Source organism: Gemmiger sp. An50 (assembly GCF_002161595.1).
Lineage (GTDB): Bacteria > Bacillota > Clostridia > Oscillospirales > Ruminococcaceae > Allofournierella.
In genome coordinates, this window is the sequence record NZ_NFID01000016.1 from 55,508 (window position 1) to 78,109 (window position 22,602).

A 22,602-nucleotide genomic window follows, 5' to 3' on the forward strand; every position below is an offset into this window, starting at 1 on the left:
TGATGAGCATCGCTAACACAGGGCTCCGCTTACCGGATCGTTTCATCTTGGTTTCCTCCATTGTTCCGGCTGTTTACCGGCCACTGAATACCGGGAACACGCTGTATTCGCCGTAATCCCGGATTGGGGGCAGCTGATTCAGGCGCTGCATATCCTCCGGCGCGATCTCGAAGTCCACCTTCGCATTTTCTTCCAGATGCGCCTTGTTCGCAGTTTTGGGCAGGGGCAGCATCCCCAGCTGCAACGTGTATCGGATGCACAGCTGGGCGGTGGTGACGCTGTATTTCTCTGCCATGGCCGTGACCTCAGGGTGATTCAAAATCTGCCCGTGGGCCACCGGCGAATAGGCCTCCACCAGAATGCCCTTCTCTCGGCAGTAGTCTGCCAGTTCAAACGGCAGATTGCCGATATGGGCCAGCACCTGGTTCACCATGGGCGTCACCCGGCAGCCGTCCAGCAGGTTTTCCAGATCCGCCTGCAGGAAGTTGGACACACCGATGGCCCGCAGCTTGCCGGCCTTGTATGCGTCTTCCAATGCCCGCCAGGCTTCCCGGTTGCCCGCAAAGCAGGGGTCCTCACCGCGGAAGTCTGCCCAGGGCTGGGGGCTGTGAATGAGCATGAGATCAATGTAATCCAGCTGCATGGCCTTCAGCGAACCGTCGATGGCCTTCACCGCTTCGTCGTAGCTTTTGATCTCGGCAGCCAGCTTGGTGGTCACAAACAGCTGATGGCGTTCCAGTCCGCAGCTGCGCACGCCAAGGCCCACGCCCGCCTCATTTTCATAGGCCTGGGCGGTGTCGATGTGCCGGTAGCCCAGCTCCACCGCATCCCGCACCACCTGGGCTGCGTTTGCGTCCTCGATAAACCAGGTGCCCAGACCCAGCTTGGGGATCTGTACGCCGTTGGAAAGGGTATAATATTCCGATCGAATCATAATGTTCTCCTTTTCATCGTCATTTGATTTGTGTCATGCACAGTGGCTGTCCGCCAGGCTTTGGATGCAGATCTCAGCTCTGGCGGCGGGGTCGTCCCGAATCACTTCTCCCACCTGGGGAACCCGGATGCGGCCCTGATAGGGGTTCTTGATGCTGATTATCGGCGCGGTGAGCTCCGCTTCCACCTCACTTTTTTCAAAGGCCAGGTCCGCTTCGTCCATCCGGCAATTGATGAGCCGCAGCCCTTTGCAGTAGCACAGCGGCTGCGTGCCGATAATGCGGCAATTTTCAAAGGTGACATTCTCGCAGTACCAGGCCAGATATTCTCCCTTGATTACACTGTTTTTCACCACCACATTTTTGGCGTGCCAGAAGGCATCCTTGGTATCAAAGCGGCAGTTGTCGAACACCGCGTCCTCAATGTACTGGAAAGAATACTTGCCCTGGAAGGTCACATCGGTAAAATGCAGCGCACGGGCGCGCATCATGAAATACTCGCTTTGCGCGGTGCAGCGGTTCATGGTGATGCCGTCCACCGACCAGCCAAATTCCGGCGAGATGATGTCGCAGTCCTCCATGGTCACATCGCCGCACTCCCGCAGTGCCTTGATGCCGTGCAGCTTGCTCTGGCGGATGGTGATTCGGTTGGAATACCACAGCGCAGCCCGGCAGTTTTCCGTAAGCTCGCAGCCGTTGATCTTCAAATCCCAATCATGCCAGAAGGGGTACCGCAGGTCGAAAAAGCTGTTTTCCACCTGGATGTTCCGCCCTTCCTTGAAGGCGCTTTCCCCGTCGGCCGGACCTTCAAAGGCGCAGTCCGTTACCAGAATATCGTGTTTTCCGTAAAGGGCGCGCTCCTGATCGAAGCGCTGCCCGCGAATGGTTTCCATATCCATTGCCTCCATTCCTTTTCCCCCTGTTATACCGGCTTGTTTGCCTGAATCTGATGCACCAGATAGTCCAGACAGGCGATCTGCCGTTCCTTTTTATGGACCTGGTCCAGAAGGAGCGCACGCTGCTTTTCCAGCAGCCGCAGCTCCCCGGCGGTATCGCCCTGCTGCCAGCAGCACAGCAACCGCTGAATCAGCTGCGGACCGCAGCCCGCTGCCCGCAGCGCCTGGGTCTGTTCCTGGCGGGCCGTTTGTGTGTCCATCGCCCCATCTCCCATCGCCAATTTCTTTGTTTCTGCCTTCAGTATACGCCCCCGTTTCTCACATAGCAAATACTTATTTGTTATGGCTAACCATTCGCATTTTCTATGCTTTTTATTCCACTTATCACTGGTTCGGCAACACCGGCCGCTCTTATTTGCCGCAAAAAAACCGACCAGGCGTATCGTGTGCCTGGTCGGGGCTGAGCATTTCGTTTTTACTACGGCCCTGGTGGGCGCGTTTCATTCCTCCTGTGCCAGAGTGGTCTCGGCAGCCAGCATCAGCAGCCGGACGAACTCCTGCTTTTCCGGCTCGGTCATGCGCTGGGTCATCTGGGCAAGGCCATCGTCGATCTGCTGCTGAATAAAGGGATAGACTTGCCAGGCTTTTTCGGTGGGGAGGATGTTGTAGGTACGTTTGTCTTTTGGGTTTTGCTCCCGCACAAGGAAGCCGGTTTCTTCCAGCTTGTTCACCGTTTTCGCGATCACGCTTTTGTCCAGCGAGAGACGCTTGGTGATCTCGTCCTGCGTGAGCGTTTTAAAATCACAGACGATCAGAATTACCACCGCCTGTGCCGCGGTCAGATTGTACGGAGCACAGCTGTTGTTCAGCCAGATATGGGATTTGCGATACAAAATCGAGATCGCCTTGAATGGGCTGTCGGCAATGTTGGACATAGCAAGGGCCTCCTGATTTCGTTTTTGTTATTATAATTATAGCCCCAACTAGTGGCATTTGCAACTAGTTATTGACGCAGCCTCACTCCCGTGCTATTCTATAAATGGTGGCAATTGCCACTATTTTAAATTTTATGCAAAGGAGCTTTTCCATGAATTCGACCGAAAAGATCTGGAACCGGCGGTTCATTCTGCTGTTCATAACGAACCTGCTGGTTCTGGCCGCGTTTTATGCGTCCATCCCCATCTACTGCCAGGAAATCGGCATCACCGGCTCACGGGTAGGCATCGTACTCACCGCCATGTCGGTGGCGACCATCCTCTTCCGCCCGGTGGCCGGATATCTGCTGGATAACTTCAACCGCTACCGAGTGTATCTGGTATTCCTGGCGCTGTTCTGCCTGTCCTTTTCTGCATTTCTCGCCTTTCCCCTGTTCGGTGCGCTCATTGTAGTTCGCCTGTATATGGGCGCTGTGTACTCGGTGTGCGGCTCGGCCACCATGACGCTGGCGGGTGACGTTCTGCCCGCTGCGAAAATCACCGAGGGCATCAGCCGGTTTGCGTTCACCGTGTCCATTGGCATGGCGGTGGGCCCCTATTTCCTGGTGGTAGGCATGCTGGTGTCCAAGCTGTCCACCCAGAAGGTGATCGACGCGGGCCGGCACCGGATGCTGGTTTACATCAGTCTGGCGGTGCTGATTCTGACCATGCTCAGTTATCTGTTTTTGAACAGCGGCATCCATCTGCTGGCCGCCGGATTTTTCTTCGGGCTGGGCTACGGCATTTTGCAGCCGCTGTTCCAGGCATTTGTTACCGGGACCACTCCGGCTCCCCAGCGGGGCGTGGCCAACGCCGCCTACATGCTTTCCTACGATGTGGGCATCGGTATCGGTTCGCCGCTCATGGGCTTCATGCCGGAAAGCATCGGCCTGCCCCTGGGTTTTGCTCTCACAGCCATTGCCTATGCCGCTGGCGGCGTGGTTTATCTGAGCTATGTGGACGGGTATTACCGCCGTTTGCGGCAGAAGTAACCCAAGCTGATTGAAGTGCAGTTGGATATCCGTTAAGACGCGGTGCCGAACTCTGTTCGGCACCGCGCTTTCTTTGTGCTGCCAAATCCAAAAAAATATTCATTTTCCTCTTGACTTTACCGTACCGTCAACGGTTATGCTTGTTCACAGGGAGGGATTTATATGGAGTATTCCATTCAGGAACTGGCGCGCCTGGCCGGAGTGACCACCCGCACTCTGCGCTGGTACGACCAGATCGGTCTGCTGAAACCGGGCCGGGTGGCCGAAAGCGGTTACCGTTACTACGGCGATGCCCAGGTGGACCGCCTGCAGGACATCCTTTATTACCGCGCCCTCGGGGTGGAGCTGGCGCAGATCAAAGAATGTCTGGATGACCCTGCCTTCGACCGGCTTGCCGCTCTGCGCAGCCATCTCGCCGCGCTGGAGGCAGAACAGGAACGGCTGAACGGGCTGATTCGCTCGGTAAAGTCCACCATTGACGCAGAAGAAAGGAATGAGACGATGAACGACGAACAGAAATTTGAATGCTTTAAAAAGAAGACTGTGGCGGAAAATGAAAAGCGCTACGGAAAAGAAATCAGGGAAAAGTACGGCGACGCCCAGGTGGAGCAGGCCAACGCCGCCATGATGGGCATGAGCCGGGAGCAGCACAGCACCTGGACCGAACTGGGCGAAACGCTCCAGCAAAAGCTGGAGGACGCGGTGCGCTCCGGCTGCACGTCCGAAAGCGAGGAGGGACGGCAGATCGCCGAGCTTCACCGCCAGTGGCTCACCCTGACCGGCACTCCCTATACTCCGGCCAAGCACCGGGGCATCGCGGAACTTTATGTGCTGGACGAACGCTTCACTGCCTATTACGACAAACAGCTGCCCGGCTGCGCCCGCTTTCTGAGGGACGCGGTCGCCTGCTGGATCAAGTAAAAACCAAGGGGCTCCCGCTCATTCGCCGGGAGCCCCTTGGTTTTTTAACGTGGTTTATGCAGCTGCGTTTTTTACAAGCCGTTTTTTCTTACCGGGTGGCGGACTACAGTCTTCAGCCGTTCCGGCTTGCAGCGCCGCACATCGCTCAAATAGATTTCATGATGGAAGCGGTTTTGCCCAAAGTCCTCCGCATAGCCCTGTTCCTGTGCATAACGCTGCATGGCGGCCACGGTGGCAGGCTCGTCATCATAGGGCCCGATGTGCATGCACTGCACGCAAAGGCCTTCCTCCCAGTGAAAGAACTCCACCGGGGAAAAATCCTGCTGCTTCTTTTCCGTGGCTTCCCGAATCGCCCAGTCGAAGGCATCCCGAGTGACGAACTCCGGCAGCCGAATCAGGGAAATCCACTGGAAGTCCTGCTTGCGGGAATAGTCTACTCCATAAACGCCCTCCTGCCACCACAGACCCTCCAAGGGCGACACCACATAATCGAAATAGTCTTCCAGCTCATGGCCGCCTTTTTTACTCATCTTAATGGTGTACGCCACTGCATACAGCAGCCCGATGGCCTGCTTGTAGGCGCCATCCTCTTGGTTGGGGTCTCCTGTGCCCCGGACCGCCAGAAAATCCATGGCAGGTACCGTGACAAGCTCCGGTGTTTTAGGAGGCAGATAAAATTCCTTGTATTCCTTTTTGTAGTCGAACGGCATGGTCATTTCCTCCTCTTTTTCGGCTGTAGCATCAGTGCTTCGCATGTAATGCGAACAAGTCTGGTAAGCTGATCCCGGTCGTCCACATCCTCCACAAGAAAGTAATCCCTTGCGCCTGAATACGGCGGGGCCTTGGGGAGGTCCGGAAACGCAGCCTCGCCCTGGGGCGTGATTTTCACAAACAGCTGGTCGTCACAAATGACAGCAAAGAACACCCCATCGCAATAGAGACCGTATTCTCCAAACATCTTTTTGCTGCGGATACTTCCCGCCTGCTGCATCTGCTCTGCCACATATTCCACAAACTCTGCATGCGATGCCACGGTCAATCCCTCCGTTCGTATTTTTGCTGTAACCAGCGCCCCAACTGCGCTAGCTTCTCCCTCAGTTCGGGCGGTTCCAGCACCTCTGCCCCGTCGCCAAAGGTCAAAAGCCAGCCGAGCGCGCTGGTTTCGTCCGGAAAAACACCGGCGAAATACAGCCTTCCGTCTTCCTGCCGGGTAAAGCTCTCTGCGCCGTATTCCTCCACCAGCCGCCACTGGTACTCCGGCCGGAAAACCGCTGTCACCGGATATCGGGGTACAAAGACCCGTTCCGCACTCAAATCAGGCAGGGGCGCAGGCCGCGGCACAAACGGCTCGCCTGCGGCAAGCTCTGTCATACGGACCAGCTTGAAGAGCCGAAACGCCTGCCGGGTGCGGCACCAGCCCCACACATACCAGGAAGACCATTGAAAGATCAGATAATAGGGTTCGATGGTTCGCTGTGTTTCCCCTTTGGGCGAGAAATAGGTGAACTGAATGACGCTGCACTGCTCAATGGCTTCTTGAATGCACTCAATTTTCGGCGCAAGACTGCTTTTGTACCAGGAAGAAAGATCAATGAGCATGTGTGCACCGCCGGGCACCAGCTCCGCCGCTTTGGGCGAGAGCTTTTCCATCAACTGGGCATACCGCCGGGTGCCGCTCACGCTGTCCAGACTGCGCAGCCCTGCCAGGATAGCCCGCATTTCCGGGGCCGTAATCAAGGTTCGGTCCATTCGGTATCCCTCCATGATGGAGATCCCGCCGCCTGCTCCCTGTGTGGTCACCAGAGGGATACCCGCCCGGCACAGAGCCTCCACATCCCGCTGGATGGTCCGGCGGGATACCTCGAACCGCCGGGCCAATTCCGGCGCGGTAACCCGCTCCTTTTGAAGCAGGATGGACAAAATGCCGATCATCCGCTCCATTTTCATGGCGTTCCCCCCCTTCGTTTGCCTGTATTATAGCACAGGAACCGGACAGCTGTGTGGCATGTTTGTCCTATATGATTGTTCAGTCGCCGCGAAACGCCGCATCCCATAAACAAAAATGCGCCTGGCCGCCCCTAAGGGCAGACAGACGCAATCACACCGAAGGAGGATAATTCTCCGCAGAAATCCGCTGAAAATCCCCTCTTCAAGATCGTTTGGTTTGCCGAAAAACACACCGAAGCTCCCGTCGAACAAGTGCACCGGACCCCCGCTGCTTTTCAGCGTTATACGTGGTATACCGGAATCTCCTCATCAATTCCGTCCAGATACCTGTGCATCTGCTCCCAGGGCAGCAACACTCCGGTTCGCTCCCTTTGCTGCGCGATTTGAAACCGCGGTCCACCGGCACAGATCCCGCAGTCCTTGGGCAGGAATGCCCGCTGTGTGAGCCAGAATTTCAGATCCGGAAGCGGAGTATCCGCCTCCAGAATGATGCCGTAGTCTGCCGGGGAAGGAGCCGTCTTTCTATCGCTCCAGAGCACATGCTCCAGCCGGTCATACGAAAGTTCCTTGCTGCGGCTCTCCATCTGCTCCTGGGATACATCCTTCCACAGCACCAGCACCTTCGGGCCTGCCGGGACCGGCTCACCGATGCTGCGCAGCATATCATAGAAGCAGACCTCCATGGTATGCTTCAAAAAGACCTGACGCAGATTTTCTTCCACGATGCCCTGGGACCAATCCGGCTGCGGTTCACCCAGATACCATACCCGCCCCGGAAACAGCTCCTTCATGCCTTCGGACGCATTGCTGATGATCTTGAGTCCGCAGGCCATCATCTCAAAAACTCTGCGCGCAAACATGGTGCGGGAGGCCGTCACGGTATTGATGTTTACGCCGTACTCGTATTCCTTCAGGACCTGGCCGAGCCGGGCATACTCCACCGCCGGGCGGACCATCGTCTGGTATTCCTCCGGGTAGCGGTTTCTGCCGTCCTCCGCGCCGCCGCCGCTGTGCCGGTCATAGATCGTCAGCGGGATCTGCGCCTCCTCCAAAATCGAGAAACACTGCCGCATCTGCTCACAGCGCTGGGGCAGGTCTGCATACCAGCTGCCCGCAAACACCGCTGCGTTTCCCTGTTTTTTGCCAAGGGGATTGAACAGAGTCGGGTTAAAGCCAAACCGGAGCACATCCACATGATGATGCCCCAGTGCCTGGTAGCGCTCCACACATTCCTGCGCCGTGGTGAACAGATAATCGAACCGCAGCGCGGTATCGGTGAAATCGTATGTATCGCTGCCGAAATAGACCGGGTCTTCTTTGTTCCAGAATACCGTCTTGATCCCATGGTCACGGCAGTAGCACAAAATCTCCAGCAATTCCCGCCGGTTTTCAAAAAGGACCTTGTGATTTTTGTATATCTTGCCGCGCCAGCCCAGGGGGCTTCCCTGAATGCCGGTCCATGCGGATTCGCAGAAAAAAATCTCCGGCCGGTGCTTCTCCATTTTGCTCCGCCAGTTGGAGGGGTCCAAAGCCACCGCTTCACAAAGCGGTGAAAAATTTGCCCAGGTCATATCGTCACAGATAAACGCGACCCGCGGCTTCCCTTCCCCTCTTGGCCATACCCCCGCCGCGGACCGGCTGCCGGTATAACGCTGCAGCCGATGTCCCTTTTGCAGGGGACGGATACGCCCATGATAAAAATACGCCAGCGTTGCCACCAGCGCGTTTTCCTGTATCCGGTTTTTGTATTGCTTTTCGTTGCTCATTGAGCCGCTTCCGCCTTCCTCAGATATTCCTCACAAAGCCGCCGGGCACAGTCCCCGATTTCAAACCCGGCCTGCCGGACCGCAAGATTCCCGGCCTCGCCGCTGCGCACACTGTATGCCTCTGCTTGCCTGAGCAATGCCTCGGCCCAGCTTGCAGGCGATTCGCTCAAACTCATGCGCACCGCCAGCGGACTGACCATCACCTCCTGCGAAGCGGCTGTGGAGTACACGCCCGGCAGCTGGCACGCCTGTGCTTCCAATGCCGCAAGCAAAAAGCCCTCGTAAAGGCTCGGCACACAGATCGCGTCCATCGCACAATAAAAGGGGGCCACATCCGCATGCGCACCGGCAAAGATCACGCGATCTGCCAGGCCCATTTCCGTCACCTTGCGCTCGATTTCCGGGCGAAGCTCACCTTCCCCCACCAATAACAGCAGGGCATCGGGGCGCCGGTCCAGCAGACGTTCAAACACTTGCAGCAAAAACGCATGATTTTTGGTATAGGCCAGACGGCCCACATGCCCCAGCACAAAACGATCCGGCGCAATTCCGAGTGCGCCGCGGCATTCCGTCCGTTTGGTATCGGAATAACAAAAACGCTCGCAGCAAATGGCATTGGGGACCACTGTCACCGCGTTTTTTTCCATCCTTCGACGGCCGAACATCCACTGTCCCGCTTCTTTGGAGCAGGCATAGCAATCGGTGGCAAACAACGCATCGAAGGGACGCAGCAGATACTTCATCACCGTCTTCTTCCCCTCGCCCCGATGGGCCGTGCTGTGGTTGTGGCAGATCCGGACCGGGACTCTCGCACACCAGGCGGCAAACAGCGGGAATACATTCATTGTGTTCAGATGGCAATGAACCACCCGATAGCGATTCTGCCGCAGATATCCGGCCAATGCGGGCAGCCATCGGTGCATCTGCTTGTAAGGAGGCAGCAGGAACATTCTGGCTCCCATCTGTTCCAGCTCCGCCCTCTGCGGGAAGCTGCTGTCCTCATCCACAAAAAAGTCGAACTGAACCTTCCGACGGTCCATGGCACGGTAATAGTTCATTACCATAGCCTCCACGCCGCCGCGATTCATTTTTCCGACCACCTGGGCCACCCGCAACGGTTCCGCTGCCATCCTTTTCACTCCTTGCCGTCTGGTTTCATCGGTCCTGTTCCGCCTGGCTGCTGATGATCTCATAGATGCGGAACATCACTTCCTGATAGTATTCCTTCTGGAAATGAATCGGCGAGAGCCCCCATTGATGGGCCTCGTCCGCCATGTATCCCGCAGAAACATCGATCACGTAGCACCGGGGAATCCATTGTTGGATTTTGCGGCACATATATTGCCATAATCGATTGTAGTTTCGGAAGGTATTGCGCTGCGGATCCGGAAAGTTCCGGCAGACTTTGCCCAGATCCAGATAACATTCCGCTGCCTGAACATGGTGCAGAATGATCCGTTCCTGGGGAAAGATCTCCAGCACACGCCGACAAAACTCCTCCACATACCGGTCCATATCTGTATCACCCAGCGTATAGCCGGAGACCCCATCCCGTTCATAGGGCACATGGAGCAGCCGCTCCTTGCCTTCCAGCGGCAAGCCGCTGTTCACCAGCTCATTGCTGAGCGTGACCAGACTGTCGCCCCACCGGAGCAAGGCAAAACGCTCATCCACAAAGTCAACCAGCAGATAATCCGCATCACTTTGCGCCAACTGTTCCAGCGCTGTTTTGCGAAAATCCGTATAGATCTGTTCCCTTTGAAAACGGGACGAAAGTTGGATGGAATCCATTTCAATGGAAACGGGCAAAGCCACTGCGGACACAATCGATTCCCGGGCGATATACTTCTGCAAGCTCAATCGATGCTGCGGATCAAAACTCATCGTATCCCGGGAAACACAGCTCCCAAAAATAGAAACTGCTGTCGGCGGGATCTCTTTCCACTCGTGCTGCGCATATTGCACACGAACCGCCATCACATCGCTTTGCAAAAGCTGGGGCGTTCCGTCCTTCGTTGCTTTGATGAAGGCAACAGCCTGATAGTTGCCGGACTCCAGCAATGCAAACTCCGCTTCGGGCTGCTCCGTATACCAGCGAGTCTGATCGCGCGCACCGTCACGGTTCAGATAAAATGCAAAGGTCATCCCCTCCTGCATTTCTACCCCTTCCAGCACGACCCGCGCGACCTGATCATCTCCTCGGGTATCTACAGTCAATTTACAAGCAATCGGCATTCAACAGCACCTCCTCATGCTTGCCGGCCATGCGGGTTTTGCTGTAAACCCGCATGGCCGTATTTTTCTTAGTCTTTGCGAATCAGTGCAATTTCCTTGTCCACAGTAAATTCGCGGGATGTCTGGCTGAATACCCGCTTGACTGCATTTTCCGACATCCGGCAGAATTTTTCCGGCGATGCATACAGTTCGCGGATGCCCTGTGCCATGGCCTTGTAATCCTCCGGCGGCACCAGGATCGCACAGTCATCGTCCACAAATTCGGGGACCGCTTCCACTGCATTTGTTACAGGAACCATTCCGCAAGCCATTCCCTCATCGCGAGACACACCTTGAGCATCCAGCCGGGTTGGCACCAACAAAATGCCATATTGCCTGTTGAGCTCAGCAATTTCATCCTGCCGTAAAAAACGCTTTTCCAGAGTAATATTCGAATATTTTTTCAACGGCTGCACAGTAGATTCATACAGGTCTCCACTGCCAATCAATCGAATTTCAAGCTCATCAAACCATGGCTCATTGACCAATTCCTGAATGCATTTGACTGTAAGATCATTTCCATATTTTCTGCTTGCGTACGGCCGAACAGAAAGGAGCTTTTTCCTTTGTTCCGGATCCTTCTTTTCATAACGGAACAAATCAGTATCGATGCAATTATGGATAATGCTGTATCGATCTTTCTGCAGTTCTACATTATAGTCTTCAAAATTCTCATTTGCAAAAATCTGCGAAACAAAAATAAAGTGCACTGTTGGATACTGATCGATTTCCGTAAACAGCTTTTTCCAGAAATTCTCTCTAGGGACAGATTGTTTCTTCGCTGCTTCAAGCTCCGACTCACTGTTATAATTGAACAGTCGACGATGCCACGGCTGAATTTCACTTCCGTGGATCCAAACCAGGATGCGCAGCTTGTGGGCATAGTTGCGCAGCACCTCCCACATGCCTTCGTCCAAGAAATGCACGCATACCGTGTCGATATTCCCGTTCTCCAGGATGTTGTCCAGCTCCATCAGCTGGCCGTCGCTACCGTTCACGCCCTCAAATTCCCAGTAGTTCTCCTGGCAGTAGACATTCATGCGCATTACATCCACCAGCAGCCCGGCTTCCCGGTAGCATTCCACCCGGCGATGCACAAACATGTTCCGATAAAGCGATTCCGGAGAAGGGTACTGGTTGGTCAGCACCAGTACATTGGAACGAGACAAGAAGCATCCCTTTCCACTGCTGGCACCCTTGCCAAGGGTGACGCCTTTGATGACGCACTCTCCCTCTCCCTTGGGCCGGAAGCCCAGCCGGACCGAATGGGCTTTGGGCGGAAGCTCCAGCTCCACCATTGCATTTGCTCTGGGGTACTGGGGCGCAATCTTATTACCACCTTCATCCAGGAACATGCACGCACAAATGCAGTCCAGAGAGCCATTAACCTGGAATTTCACCGCAAGCTTGCCTTCCTGAGCAAGCTCTGCAATGGGATAGCTCTTTGTGGTGAACAGATACTCATGTGTGCCCTGCGGCAGGCTGCTCTCCATTTTCACGCTGTCGCCGGCAAGCGTAAGCTTTACCTGTTTGGTGGAGCGCAGTATCTCCTGAAGCTCCTTCGGCCGAACCACCCGGCTGGAGCCGTCATCCACCAGATCCGCACGGATATGCTCCGCAGTCGCTTCGATCCGATTCAAGGGCAGCCCCAGATCCGGCACCACAAGATCCTCCACTTCCGGGCAGCTGTCTGCACTGCAGCTGCCGCAGTAGTTGAATTCATCTGCTGCAAACAGATTCTCTGCTTCCCATACACGGCTCGCATCTGCCAGATCCCACAGACTGGTCTGAGCTGCCAGCCCGCTGCTCACAATGGCACTGCCTGCACGCAGAGACTGCACCGGATGATATGCCTGTGCGCCCTCATGCAGTACCGGAGCGCCCTGTTCCATCGTATAGTGCGCCGCTTTTCCAATACCCTGGCAGTCTCTGTAGCGCAGGGTCAGCGCCAGATCCTTCAGGTAATTTTTCCCGTAATAAGCTTCGGTATCCAGGCATGCATAAAAATCGATGCCCGCAGGGCAAGCAGCCAGATCCATCGCTTTTTCACTGCTCAGGCAATGAATCCGCTCATTCTCTGCCCACTCCGCAACCGGAGCGTCCCAGTCACCCAGCAGGTAAAGCTGCTTGTCGCTGTAATCCTGCCGTTGGAATGCAGCCACCGCCCGTTTTGCCTGCTCCACAACCGCGCAGCGAGCTACCATCGCAATGGAAGGCAGGCTGCGTTTCAGGCTTTTTCCGAATACCTTCTGGACAATGTAGTCCAGACGATCCTCATACAGATCCTCCGACAGCACCTTTCGCAGTCCGAGCAGCCGGTACTTGCGGGCAGTCTGTTCATCGGTACAATAGGTCTGCAGATACTTGGCCAGCGTGCGTTCATCGTCAGTGCAGATGGTCAGATCGCCAAAATAATTCTTTACACCGCGGGAATAGTTGCCCACAGTAATGGTATTGGAGGCAAGCATCTCAAATACCCGGCGCGCAAACATACTTTGCGACTGCTGCACCGAGTTCATGTTCACGCCGTAAGTATACCCCTTATAGGCCACATCGATCTGGCTGGGCTCAAGCCGCCCCAGAATGTACGGATCGTATCGTTCCGGGAAAGCATGTTCCGGCAGTGCACTCTTATAGTTGCGGTCATAAATGTCGAAGCCTTTTCCCTCCAGGAAAATCTCCGAGAATTTGTCGAACACTTCCGCCCGCTTTTTGTATTTGTGATAATATGCGCCCGCAAAGCAGAACTTATCCTTGCGCTGATACTTCTCCACCGGATTGTGAACCGTGGGCTGTGCCGCGAAATGCAGGTGATAAACCTGATTGTGCCCAAGTTCATTTTTATACCGCTGGATGCAGTCAATGTCGGTGGTGAATACCACATCCGCCAGCGAAGCGGTGGTCATAAACTGGGTCGTGTAAATCGGGTCTTCCTTGTTCCAGAAGATTACCGGGATCTCCTTCTCATGGCAGTAGACCGACAGCTCATACAGCTCCTTGCTGGGCCGGTCGATCTTTTGATACCACAGCTTGTCCTTCCCCTGCCAGGCAGACTCAATGAATACCAGGTCCGGCTTGAACTCCTCTAACTCCTGCCGCCAGCAGTCCGGTGTCAGTTCCTTCAGAATGCATTCCGGCCGGTAGCTCTCCAGTGTGAACTGATCCATGATGGCCGCCATCCGCAGTTCTTTCAACGATTTTGTTCGAAGATAGAATATTTGGCTAATTGTTCCATCCTCTTCCATCATCTTGGCCAACTCCGGATATCTTGATTCATTTAAAAAAGCTTTTATGGATTCCTTGCGCTGCGCAATTCGCTCCAATTCGCGCCCGATCTCCTCCAAAATCCCCATGATTTTTCCTCCTCATTCTCAGCCCTTGCTTTTTGCTTTTAATGCCTTCATCTTTTTGTAGCACTTTAATGCCAACTTACCGTACCAGGTATCCGTAATCAAGCTGAGCTTCCGCTTGTAATTTTCATTTTCTGTGCGCAGATATCGGTTTTCCATCTGTAGGCGCTGGATGGTCTGCCGTGCCCGGCGCAGCACCTCTGCTTGAGACTCCTCTTCCTGAGCAAATTGCACTAGTTTTTCCGCAGCTTCCCGACCACAATCAGCCATCTCCTGAAGTTCGGCAATTTTTTCCTGGCTATTCGTTGCCTTTGTTTGAAGCTCGGCAATTTTTTCCTGGCCCTGCTCGTGCCACTGCTTCATCTTCTGATAGGCTTCCTGCGACTCTTTGTACTTTCGATTCGCATTCATCAGGTTCTGATACAGCTCTTCTCCCCGCAGAGACAGTGTCTTGTGAATCTGGAAAAAGGCTTCCTCTTCCTTTTGATACTCTGCTTCATTCAGCTGAATACTTTGATTCCCGGCCGCCTTAGCCACAAGGCCGAGCCAGTTGCCGCCGTAGTGGATCTGCTGTACGCAGAACGCCTTCTCCACTAAAGACACTGCGCTGCTCAGATAAAACGTCTGGGTATGGTCCGGATGATTGCAAAATCCAAACGGCACAGTAATTACCACCACGCCGTCCGGCTTTAAAAAGGATGCCGCATGCTGCAAAAAACGCTCTGCATCGGGCAGATGCTCCAGAACCTCAGTAACCAGGATGCCGTCATACATTTGATCCTCCTGGTACTGGAGAAAATCCGCATTCACAAAGTGTACCTTTTCCTTGCATTGCGGGTACTCTGTTTCCAACAGCTGCTGGGCAAACTCCACATTTTCCGGCTGAATCTCAACACCCGTAACCTGCACCCCCTGCTGTGCGCACAGGATCGATACAATTCCCTGGGAACAGCCCACATCCAGCACTTTCTGCCTGCCATTTAGCTGACCCAGAATCCAATCGATCCTCTCTTGAGTCTGCTTTTGAAACACTTCGCCCATTTCTCCCTTGTAGGCGGCATAGATTCGATCATTGTTTGCCATAAATGTGTCTCCTTTGCATCGTTATGATTTGAACAGACAGCCTCCAGCCTGCTGCAAACAGGATAACGATCTCACAGATATTTTTTTTGGTATTCTTCCAGACTAGGGATTTTCTGCTGACGCTCCTCTGCGGTCATCATATTAAACTCCCGGGCAAACCCGCAGTAGGGCATCAAAATACGATCCGGCACCTCATCGCCCAACACATGTCCATGGTGCAACCAAATTACACGGTCGCAGAATTCCTTCATCTGATTGACTGAGTGACTCACAAACAGGATCGTCTTCTTTTGGGCCTTGAATTCATTCATTTTTGCCAGGCACTTGTCCGCGAAGCTGTTGTCACCCACACTCAGTGCCTCATCAATTATCAGAATATCCGGATTCAAGTGAACCGAAATTGCAAATCCCAACCGGGAACGCATACCACTGGAATAGGTGCGCAGCGGCTGCTCGATATGCTTGCCGATATCCGCGAACTCGATGATGCTGTCCTGGATCGCGCGAATTTCCCGTTCACTCATTCCCATCAGAATACATTTGTATCGGATGTTTTCGATTCCGGTCAGCTGTTCCTGCAGGCCAACATTGGCCGCCAGCATGCTCACCTCGCCCTTTACCGTTAGATTGCCCTCTGTTGGATAGGTGATCCCTGCAATCGTGTTGGATAAGGTGGACTTGCCCGAGCCGTTCAGCCCGATCAGCCCCACGATCTCCCCTTCGTGGAACTGCAAATTTACATCGGCCAGAGCCACAAATTCTTCCGGCCGGTAATGCGGCAGCACTAAACCCTTCAACCGTTCAAAGTCACTGTGATACAGCGGGTACCTTTTCCAAAGATGCTCACATGAAATAACAACATTTCCTTGCCCCATTGCTCAACCTCACTCAAATCAAATCGATAAACTGCTTGCGGAACTTCATATGAACGCAGCAGCCCCATACAAACAGGATCAGCGTGACCGCCCAGAAATAGAGCGCCTGCTTCCAGTGATAGCTCAGCGGGTAGCCATACAAAATGCTTTCACGATAGCCATCAATGATGTAAGCCAGCGGATTGAGCCGCAGCACAAACTTCAGCGGACCGGAAAGATTGTCCTGCGTCCACACCACAGGGGTAATATAGAACAGCAGACGAATGACTGATGTCAGGATCTTCTGGAAATCCTTAAACAGCACGGTAATGGAGGAAACCAACAATCCATAGCCCGTCAAGAAGGCAATGCTGCACAAGAAAAAATAGGGCAGTTGAATTACATACGGGCTGATGCCATGTCCGGAAAGTAAAACCACAGCAAACACCACCAGCATTGCCCACACGTGACCGATAAAATTGGCCAGCACGGTCTTTACCGGAACCAGCGACATGGGAAAAGGCATCCGCTTCAGCACACCGCTGTAGGCATAGATTGAAGTGGATGTGCCCATCAGTACTGCATTGATGTAGAACCAGGGGATGATACCTACCACCATCCACACGATGTAAGGATAACCGCCGCGGGGCGGGCTGGCGTTCAGGCCAATGGCAAATACAAACCAGTACACGAAAATTTGCAGAACTGGGTTCAGGAAATTCCATAGAAAACCCAACATGGTTCCACTGTTCTGACTTTTCAATTCATACTGTGCAAGCCGGACCAGCCGCTTCCAGTTGTGGACATTTTCCTGCACCACGGTTTTAACAGCATTTATCATTCGTTTTATGCCCTCTCCTCTGTCTGATAGACGAAAAAATGAGCAGTCAAATCAGCCGCAGGGTCACTCATCGCAGACACTCGCGTTTTCTGTTCAACTGCTCTTTTTTCTGCATCTTGATAATTGATCGCGACGCTTTTATGCCTGCTGTTCCCAGCGAACCAAAATGTCTGCGATCCGTTCGCATGCATGTCCATCGCCATACGGGTTGGATGCACGGCTCATTGCATGATATTCATCCAAATCGGTGAGCAGACGCTTGAATTCCGCATAAATGGTGTCTTCCTGGGTCCCCACCAGTTTCAGCGTACCGGCCTTGATGCCTTCCGGCCGCTCGGTGGTATCCCGCATCACCAGTACAGGCTTGCCCAGGCTGGGTGCCTCCTCCTGAATTCCGCCGCTGTCGGTAAGGATCAGATAGCTGCGGGCCAGGAAGTTGTGGAAATCCAGCACATCCAGCGGTTCGATGATGCGCACTCGCTCTTCGTCGCCAAAAATGTCAGCAGCCGCCTGGCGCACAACCGGATTCATATGAATGGGGTAAATCACCTTAATATCCGGTGTCTCATCCACGATCCGCTTAATGGCGCGGAACATGTGATGCATCGGCTCGCCCAGATTCTCTCGACGGTGAGCGGTGAGCATGATCAAACGGCTTCCCTCTGCCCACTCCAGCTCCGGATGCGTATAATCCTCGCGAACGGTGGTTTTCAGCGCGTCGATGGCAGTATTTCCGGTCACATAGATGTGATCCGTCTGCTTTCCCTCACGAAGAAGATTTTCCTTGGCCAATTCGGTGGGAGCAAAATGGAACCGCGCCACAATGCCCACCGCCTGCCGGTTGAACTCTTCCGGGAACGGAGAGTAAATGTTGTAGGTGCGAAGACCCGCTTCCACATGACCCACCGGAATCTGCAGATAGAAGCATGCCAGTGCGGTAACGAACGTGGTGGAAGTATCGCCATGGACCAGTACCACATCCGGCCGTTCCTGTTCCAGCACCTCTTTGATACGGTTCAGGATGTTGGTGGTCACATCAAACAGGGTCTGCTTATCCTTCATGATCGAAAGATCGTAGTCCGGAACAACAGAAAACGCTTCCAGCACCTGGTCCAGCATCTGACGGTGCTGACCGGTTACGCAAACCACGGTCTGAAGCTCTTCCCGCCGCTTCAGCTCATTCACCAGCGGGCACATCTTGATCGCCTCCGGCCGGGTACCGAAAACTAACATTACTTTCTTCAAAACCAATAACCCCTTCTTCTCAAAATTACAGGGTATAGGCCCCCTGTAGACCGGCAATGTGGCGGGTATCCAGCACAACCTTGCCTTCCAGCTTGTTCAGGTTTTCTTTCAGGTGGCTGTGACCTACCATAACCACGACCAGATCCACATCGTTCAGGAACGCATCAAAATCCTGATACTGATTTTCCACATGATTGGTCTTGACCATGGGATCGAACACCTTCACGCCGTGAGCCAGATGGCGCTCCATGCTCTCCAGCATCTGCAGAGTGGGGCTTTCACGAGTATCGTCCACGTCCTCCTTGTAGGTCAGGCCATACAGACCCACGCGGCTCACATCCTTGATGCCCTTTTCCTTCATAATCTCGCTGATGCGGCCCAGAACAAACTCAGGCATTCCGTCGTTGATGAGACGGGCCTGCTTGATCAGATTGGCCAGGTTCGGATAATCGCCTACCAGGAACCAGGGGTCTACCGAGATGCAGTGACCGCCTACACCGGGGCCGGGATTCAGAATGTTAACGCGGGGATGCTTGTTCGCGATCCGGATGATCTCATACACGTCCATTCCATCCTGACGGCAGATCTTTGCCAGTTCGTTGGCATAGGCAATGTTGATATCGCGGAAGGTGTTCTCCACAACCTTGGTCATCTCAGCGGTACGGATATCCGTGATGGCGATCTCGCCGCCGCAGAAAGAGGAATAGACCTGACGGACCTTTTCCGCGATTTCGGGGTCGTCTGCACCGATGGTGCGGTTGTTGTGCAACAGCTCGTACACCATGTTGCCGGGAATGATGCGCTCCGGCGCATGGACCAGGTGCACATCCTTACCGATCTCAAAACCCGCAGCCTCCACTTCAGGACGTACAAAGCGATCGATGGTTCCCGGAGAAACAGTGGATTCCACCACAATGATGGCACCGGGCTCACAAACGTCCAGCACACACTTGACCGCCTTGGTCACATAACCGGCATCGATCTTCTTGCTGAACTTATCATAGGGAGTGGGCACGGCTACAATGTACATGCTGGTCCGGATATACTCGTTGGTGAAAACGATTCCGTGTTCCACCGCCTGATGGAACAGATCCTCCAGGCCCTCTTCCTCAAAGGTAACATGACCGGCGTTCAGAGTATCCACCAGTTCCTTGTTGTAATCCACGCCAACGGTCTCCACACCATGCGAAGCCAGCATCAAAGAAGTCGGCAAGCCGATATATCCCAAGCCTACAACACAAACTTTCATTTGTCTATTCCTCTTTTCCCGTTCAATGAACATTTTCTGCCGAGAACACAACTCTCTGCAAATCAGATTTTTCGCCGTTGTTTTACGGTTAATCTTATTTTACACAATCTTGAAACAAAAGTCTACTGTTTCGATGATACGCTTTGGTCTGTTACCCTACGATCTGAACGCTGCGGCCATTCTCAACCAGATGGATCTGACCATTGTATTCCACCTGACCACTGAAGGTCCAATCCAATATACCATCTTTTACATAGTAGTAGTCTCCGGTATCCACCCGGGGGGCAAGGCCGGTGTAACTCCAGTCCAACACACCATTTTTGACATAGTACCAATTATTGTTGGCCGGACGATATACAACACCGGTATAGCCGGAATCTACCCAGCCATTTCTCATCTTGTACCATACACCGTCCAGATAGTTCAGGCCATCCGGAATTTTCTGATATGCACCATTCTTCACATAGCCCTGCTTATTGCCATAGAAAGCCATGCCGGTATAACCCCAATCCAACACACCATCTTTTACATAGTACCAGTCTCCAGTTTCTACCCGGAGAGCGAGGCCCGTATAATTCCAGTCTAACTCACCATTTTTGACATAGTACCAATTGTTGTTGGCTGCACGATATACAACACCGGTATAGCCGGAATCTACCCAGCCATTTCTCATCTTGTACCATACACTATTCAGATAATTCAGGCCATCCGGGGTCTTCTGGTATATGCCGTTCTTTACATAGCCCTGATTATTGCCATAGGAAGCCATACCGGTATAGCTCCAGTCCACCATACCCTTCTTCACGTAGCAATAATCTCCGTTCTCTACCCGAGGAGCAAGGCCAGTGTAGTTCCATTCCAACTCGCCGTTTTTAACATAATACCAGTTACCGTTAGCCGGGCGATACACTACACCCGTATAGCTAGAATCAACCCAGCCATTACTCATCTTATACCATACGCCATTCAGATAATTCAGGCCATCCGGAGTCTTCTGATATATACCGTTCTTTACATAGCCCTGCTTATTGCCATAGGAAGCCATACCGGTATAGCTCCAGTCTACCATACCCTTCTTCACGTAGCAATAATCTCCATTCTCTACCCGGGGAGCAAGGCCGGTGTAGCTTCTGTCCAGTACGCCATTTTTGACATAATACCAATTATTGTTGGCCGGACGATATACAACACCGGTATAGCCGGAATCTACCCAGCCATTTCTCATCTTGTACCATACGCCGTCCAGATAGTTCAGGCCATCCGGAATTTTCTGATATGCACCATTCTTCACATAGCCCTGCTTATTGCCATAGAAAGCCATGCCGGTATAGCCCCAATCCAACACGCCATCTTTTACATAGTAGTAGTCTCCAGTTTCTACCCGGAGAGCAAGGCCCGTATAATTCCAGTCTAACTCACCATTTTTGACATAGTACCAATTGTTGTTGGCTGCACGATATACAACACCGGTATAGCCGGAATCTACCCAGCCATTCCTCATCTTGTACCATACACCATCCAGATAATTCAGGCCATCCGGAGTCTTCTGGTATATGCCGTTCTTTACATAGCCCTGCTTATTGCCATAGGAAGCCATACCGGTATAGCTCCAATCCACCATACCCTTCTTCACGTAGCAATAATCTCCATTCTCTACCCGAGGAGCAAGGCCAGTATAACTCCTGTCCAACTCGCCATTTTTGACGTAATACCAGTTGCCGTTGGCAGAATTCAAGGTCACTCCGGTGTACGTCTTATCAATTTTTCCGTTTTTGTAGTAGTACCATTTCTTAGCGGTCTGATCGAAATGCAGCCCATTCAAGCCATCGTTTCCCGGCAGGTCTCCATACCAGTAGTTCATATCCACGTTGCCGGAGATTCCATTCACTGAGCCTTCGCTGGTATACTGCCACATTTCATACCGGCCGTTATAGCTGCAGGAGGGACGCCATTCCGCCACCCAGCGGTACCAGTTTTCAAACACCGCATCGGTCAGGTAGTATTCCCACCAGTTCAAGCTGGCGTAAACGCCTACCTCGTAGCCCTTGGAGCTGACAATGTCGCAGAAGATCCGGGCGATCTCGGCCAGGCCGCTGTTTCCAACCACCAGCTGACGGTTCTCTTCCATGTCATAGAAGACCGGCAGATCTGGATCATAGCCCTGCAGAAGGCGTACCGCATGGGCACCCTCTTCCACAGCCATTTCAGCGGTTACCGCATAGGAATAAAAGTATACACCGTAGGGAATCCCCAAGCGCTCACACTCGGAGGCATTCCGGGACCACTGCTTGTCATCCTGCTCCGGCAGGTCCATACCAAAGCCGCAGCGAATGATCGCAAAATCCACACCGGCAGCCTTGACCGCTTCCCAGTCGATCACTCCCTGGTGATGACTTACGTCAATGCCCCAGTATCCCTTCACAGAAAAAGTACTCACTCCGTCCGGAAGATCCATGAGAGCTTCCGGCACGTCGCTCTCGAGCCGCTCACCATTCTGATAACGCCAGCTGTTTTCCTTGCCGGTCTGAGGCAGCTGATCCAGCCAGCCTTCCCGCTTCGCCTGCCAGGCAGTGCGCATGTCTTCCATTGCCACGCGGGCGTTTTCCAGCTGATCCAGCAGATCCAGCAGTTCATCATCCTGCTCTCCCGCTGTCATTGCCATGGGAGCAGATGCAATGGCGTCGATCTCCTCCAGAGCCTCTTCCAGCTCTTCCTCGCTCATCATCGCCATAGAAGTGCTTTTTTCCAGCAGCTCCCGGATCTGATCCTTCTGCTCTTCCAGAGACAGTTCAGGGACTGCGGTGGGTTCCGGGCTCTCCGTAGGCTCCGGGCTCACGGTAGGCACCGGCGTTGCGGAAGGTGCAGAACTCGCAGTGGGCGCAGGAGTTGCGGTCACCTCCGGGGTCGCGGTGGGTACCGGTGTGCCCGTGGGCTCCGGCGTTTCCGCAGGCGCCTGGCTTGCTTCCGGAGAGGGTGCCTGCGTGGGTTCCGGAGTTGCCACTGCTTCCGGAAGCTCTGTCGCCTCAGGGGGAGCCGATGGAGTCTCGCTCACCTGCGGCTGTTCCTGCTCCGACTCTTCCTGCTGAAGTTCTGCAACGATCTGTTCGGCCAGAGCGTCCCGGTCATCCTGTGCAAATACGCTGACAGCAAAGGTATTCATCAGCATAGATGCCACCAATACCGCGCTTAGGACCGCCGCCAAACACTTCTTTCTTTTCTGCTGCATGTTTGATCTTCTCCTATGTATTTCGCAATTTCATTTTGCTGAAACATCTTGC

General features: G+C 53.7%; 19 protein-coding genes. 2 read left to right on the plus strand and 17 right to left on the minus strand.

What is annotated here, in order from left to right; genetic code table 11:
- Window positions 1–73 precede the first annotated feature (73 nt).
- The 4 genes from B5G03_RS13325 to B5G03_RS13340 all read right to left on the minus strand — a co-directional run bounded on the left by B5G03_RS13325 (window position 74) and on the right by B5G03_RS13340 (window position 2,763).
- A complete protein-coding gene (locus B5G03_RS13325; protein ID WP_206423630.1) occupies window positions 74–934 on the minus strand; it encodes an aldo/keto reductase in 861 nt (286 codons plus the stop codon).
- A 33-nt stretch (window positions 935–967) separates the two neighbouring features.
- A complete protein-coding gene (locus B5G03_RS13330) occupies window positions 968–1,840 on the minus strand; it encodes a DUF3737 family protein (protein ID WP_343286904.1) in 873 nt (290 codons plus the stop codon).
- Window positions 1,841–1,854: 14 nt separating this feature from the next.
- Window positions 1,855–2,088 carry a hypothetical protein gene (locus tag B5G03_RS13335; protein WP_087182180.1) on the minus strand — a complete coding sequence of 78 codons (234 nt, stop codon included), beginning with the start codon at window positions 2,086–2,088 and terminating at the stop codon, window positions 1,855–1,857.
- A gap of 240 nt (window positions 2,089–2,328) precedes the next feature.
- Window positions 2,329–2,763 carry a MarR family winged helix-turn-helix transcriptional regulator gene (locus B5G03_RS13340; protein ID WP_087182181.1) on the minus strand — a complete coding sequence of 145 codons (435 nt, stop codon included), beginning with the start codon at window positions 2,761–2,763 and terminating at the stop codon, window positions 2,329–2,331.
- A 152-nt stretch (window positions 2,764–2,915) separates the two neighbouring features.
- Here B5G03_RS13340 and B5G03_RS13345 point away from each other — a divergent pair, with 152 nt between their 5' ends.
- Together B5G03_RS13345 and B5G03_RS13350 are read left to right on the plus strand one after the other, a co-directional pair.
- Window positions 2,916–3,794 (plus strand): MFS transporter, encoded by an 879-nt coding sequence (locus B5G03_RS13345; RefSeq protein WP_087182182.1) that lies wholly within the window; start codon window positions 2,916–2,918, stop codon window positions 3,792–3,794.
- Between the two features lie 162 nt (window positions 3,795–3,956).
- Window positions 3,957–4,715 (plus strand): MerR family transcriptional regulator, encoded by a 759-nt coding sequence (locus B5G03_RS13350; RefSeq protein WP_087182183.1) that lies wholly within the window; start codon window positions 3,957–3,959, stop codon window positions 4,713–4,715.
- A gap of 71 nt (window positions 4,716–4,786) precedes the next feature.
- Here the strand turns inward: B5G03_RS13350 and B5G03_RS13355 are convergent, their stop codons facing one another.
- The 13 genes from B5G03_RS13355 to B5G03_RS13415 all read right to left on the minus strand — a co-directional run bounded on the left by B5G03_RS13355 (window position 4,787) and on the right by B5G03_RS13415 (window position 22,550).
- On the minus strand, window positions 4,787–5,425 hold the full coding sequence (locus B5G03_RS13355) for a GyrI-like domain-containing protein (RefSeq protein ID WP_087182222.1): 639 nt from the start codon (window positions 5,423–5,425) through the stop codon (window positions 4,787–4,789).
- A 2-nt stretch (window positions 5,426–5,427) separates the two neighbouring features.
- Window positions 5,428–5,748, minus strand: coding sequence for a TfoX/Sxy family protein (locus B5G03_RS13360; protein WP_087182184.1), 321 nt, complete (start codon window positions 5,746–5,748; stop codon window positions 5,428–5,430).
- 2 nt (window positions 5,749–5,750) lie between these two features.
- Window positions 5,751–6,662, minus strand: coding sequence for a helix-turn-helix transcriptional regulator (locus B5G03_RS13365; protein ID WP_087182185.1), 912 nt, complete (start codon window positions 6,660–6,662; stop codon window positions 5,751–5,753).
- Between the two features lie 281 nt (window positions 6,663–6,943).
- A complete protein-coding gene (locus B5G03_RS13370; protein WP_140401704.1) occupies window positions 6,944–8,164 on the minus strand; it encodes a CgeB family protein in 1,221 nt (406 codons plus the stop codon).
- A gap of 260 nt (window positions 8,165–8,424) precedes the next feature.
- Window positions 8,425–9,558 (minus strand): glycosyltransferase, encoded by a 1,134-nt coding sequence (locus tag B5G03_RS13375; RefSeq protein ID WP_162613413.1) that lies wholly within the window; start codon window positions 9,556–9,558, stop codon window positions 8,425–8,427.
- 25 nt (window positions 9,559–9,583) lie between these two features.
- The gene (locus tag B5G03_RS13380; RefSeq protein ID WP_140401705.1) at window positions 9,584–10,663 is read right to left on the minus strand and encodes a DUF6270 domain-containing protein; all 1,080 of its coding nucleotides are present in this window, start codon (window positions 10,661–10,663) and stop codon (window positions 9,584–9,586) included.
- 68 nt (window positions 10,664–10,731) lie between these two features.
- Window positions 10,732–14,055, minus strand: a complete 3,324-nt coding sequence (locus B5G03_RS13385; RefSeq protein ID WP_087182189.1) for a glycosyltransferase family protein — start codon at window positions 14,053–14,055, stop codon at window positions 10,732–10,734.
- 18 nt (window positions 14,056–14,073) lie between these two features.
- Window positions 14,074–15,135 carry a class I SAM-dependent methyltransferase gene (locus B5G03_RS13390; protein WP_087182190.1) on the minus strand — a complete coding sequence of 354 codons (1,062 nt, stop codon included), beginning with the start codon at window positions 15,133–15,135 and terminating at the stop codon, window positions 14,074–14,076.
- Window positions 15,136–15,206: 71 nt separating this feature from the next.
- Window positions 15,207–16,010, minus strand: coding sequence for an ABC transporter ATP-binding protein (locus B5G03_RS13395; protein ID WP_087182191.1), 804 nt, complete (start codon window positions 16,008–16,010; stop codon window positions 15,207–15,209).
- 13 nt (window positions 16,011–16,023) lie between these two features.
- Window positions 16,024–16,830, minus strand: a complete 807-nt coding sequence (locus tag B5G03_RS13400) for an ABC transporter permease (RefSeq protein WP_087182192.1) — start codon at window positions 16,828–16,830, stop codon at window positions 16,024–16,026.
- Window positions 16,831–16,968: 138 nt separating this feature from the next.
- Window positions 16,969–18,075 carry a non-hydrolyzing UDP-N-acetylglucosamine 2-epimerase gene (gene wecB, locus B5G03_RS13405; RefSeq protein ID WP_087182193.1) on the minus strand — a complete coding sequence of 369 codons (1,107 nt, stop codon included), beginning with the start codon at window positions 18,073–18,075 and terminating at the stop codon, window positions 16,969–16,971.
- Between the two features lie 25 nt (window positions 18,076–18,100).
- Window positions 18,101–19,357, minus strand: coding sequence for a nucleotide sugar dehydrogenase (locus tag B5G03_RS13410; protein ID WP_343286905.1), 1,257 nt, complete (start codon window positions 19,355–19,357; stop codon window positions 18,101–18,103).
- 118 nt (window positions 19,358–19,475) lie between these two features.
- Window positions 19,476–22,550, minus strand: a complete 3,075-nt coding sequence (locus B5G03_RS13415) for a glycoside hydrolase family 25 protein (protein WP_087182195.1) — start codon at window positions 22,548–22,550, stop codon at window positions 19,476–19,478.
- Between the last annotated feature and the right edge of the window lie 52 nt (window positions 22,551–22,602).

Coding starts and splice junctions, on each gene's coding strand:
- B5G03_RS13370 (WP_140401704.1), bottom strand. CDS start 8,164: ATGGAGAAGCACCGGCCGGAGATTTTTTTCTGCGAATCCGCATGGACC.
- B5G03_RS13345 (WP_087182182.1), top strand. CDS start 2,916: ATGAATTCGACCGAAAAGATCTGGAACCGGCGGTTCATTCTGCTGTTC.
- B5G03_RS13330 (WP_343286904.1), bottom strand. CDS start 1,840: ATGGAGGCAATGGATATGGAAACCATTCGCGGGCAGCGCTTCGATCAG.
- B5G03_RS13395 (WP_087182191.1), bottom strand. CDS start 16,010: ATGGGGCAAGGAAATGTTGTTATTTCATGTGAGCATCTTTGGAAAAGG.
- B5G03_RS13390 (WP_087182190.1), bottom strand. CDS start 15,135: ATGGCAAACAATGATCGAATCTATGCCGCCTACAAGGGAGAAATGGGC.
- B5G03_RS13400 (WP_087182192.1), bottom strand. CDS start 16,830: ATGATAAATGCTGTTAAAACCGTGGTGCAGGAAAATGTCCACAACTGG.
- B5G03_RS13415 (WP_087182195.1), bottom strand. CDS start 22,550: ATGCAGCAGAAAAGAAAGAAGTGTTTGGCGGCGGTCCTAAGCGCGGTA.
- B5G03_RS13335 (WP_087182180.1), bottom strand. CDS start 2,088: ATGGACACACAAACGGCCCGCCAGGAACAGACCCAGGCGCTGCGGGCA.
- B5G03_RS13375 (WP_162613413.1), bottom strand. CDS start 9,558: ATGGCAGCGGAACCGTTGCGGGTGGCCCAGGTGGTCGGAAAAATGAAT.
- B5G03_RS13410 (WP_343286905.1), bottom strand. CDS start 19,357: ATGTTCATTGAACGGGAAAAGAGGAATAGACAAATGAAAGTTTGTGTT.
- B5G03_RS13385 (WP_087182189.1), bottom strand. CDS start 14,055: ATGGGGATTTTGGAGGAGATCGGGCGCGAATTGGAGCGAATTGCGCAG.
- B5G03_RS13355 (WP_087182222.1), bottom strand. CDS start 5,425: ATGCCGTTCGACTACAAAAAGGAATACAAGGAATTTTATCTGCCTCCT.
- B5G03_RS13350 (WP_087182183.1), top strand. CDS start 3,957: ATGGAGTATTCCATTCAGGAACTGGCGCGCCTGGCCGGAGTGACCACC.
- B5G03_RS13340 (WP_087182181.1), bottom strand. CDS start 2,763: ATGTCCAACATTGCCGACAGCCCATTCAAGGCGATCTCGATTTTGTAT.
- B5G03_RS13365 (WP_087182185.1), bottom strand. CDS start 6,662: ATGAAAATGGAGCGGATGATCGGCATTTTGTCCATCCTGCTTCAAAAG.
- B5G03_RS13380 (WP_140401705.1), bottom strand. CDS start 10,663: ATGCCGATTGCTTGTAAATTGACTGTAGATACCCGAGGAGATGATCAG.
- B5G03_RS13325 (WP_206423630.1), bottom strand. CDS start 934: ATGATTCGATCGGAATATTATACCCTTTCCAACGGCGTACAGATCCCC.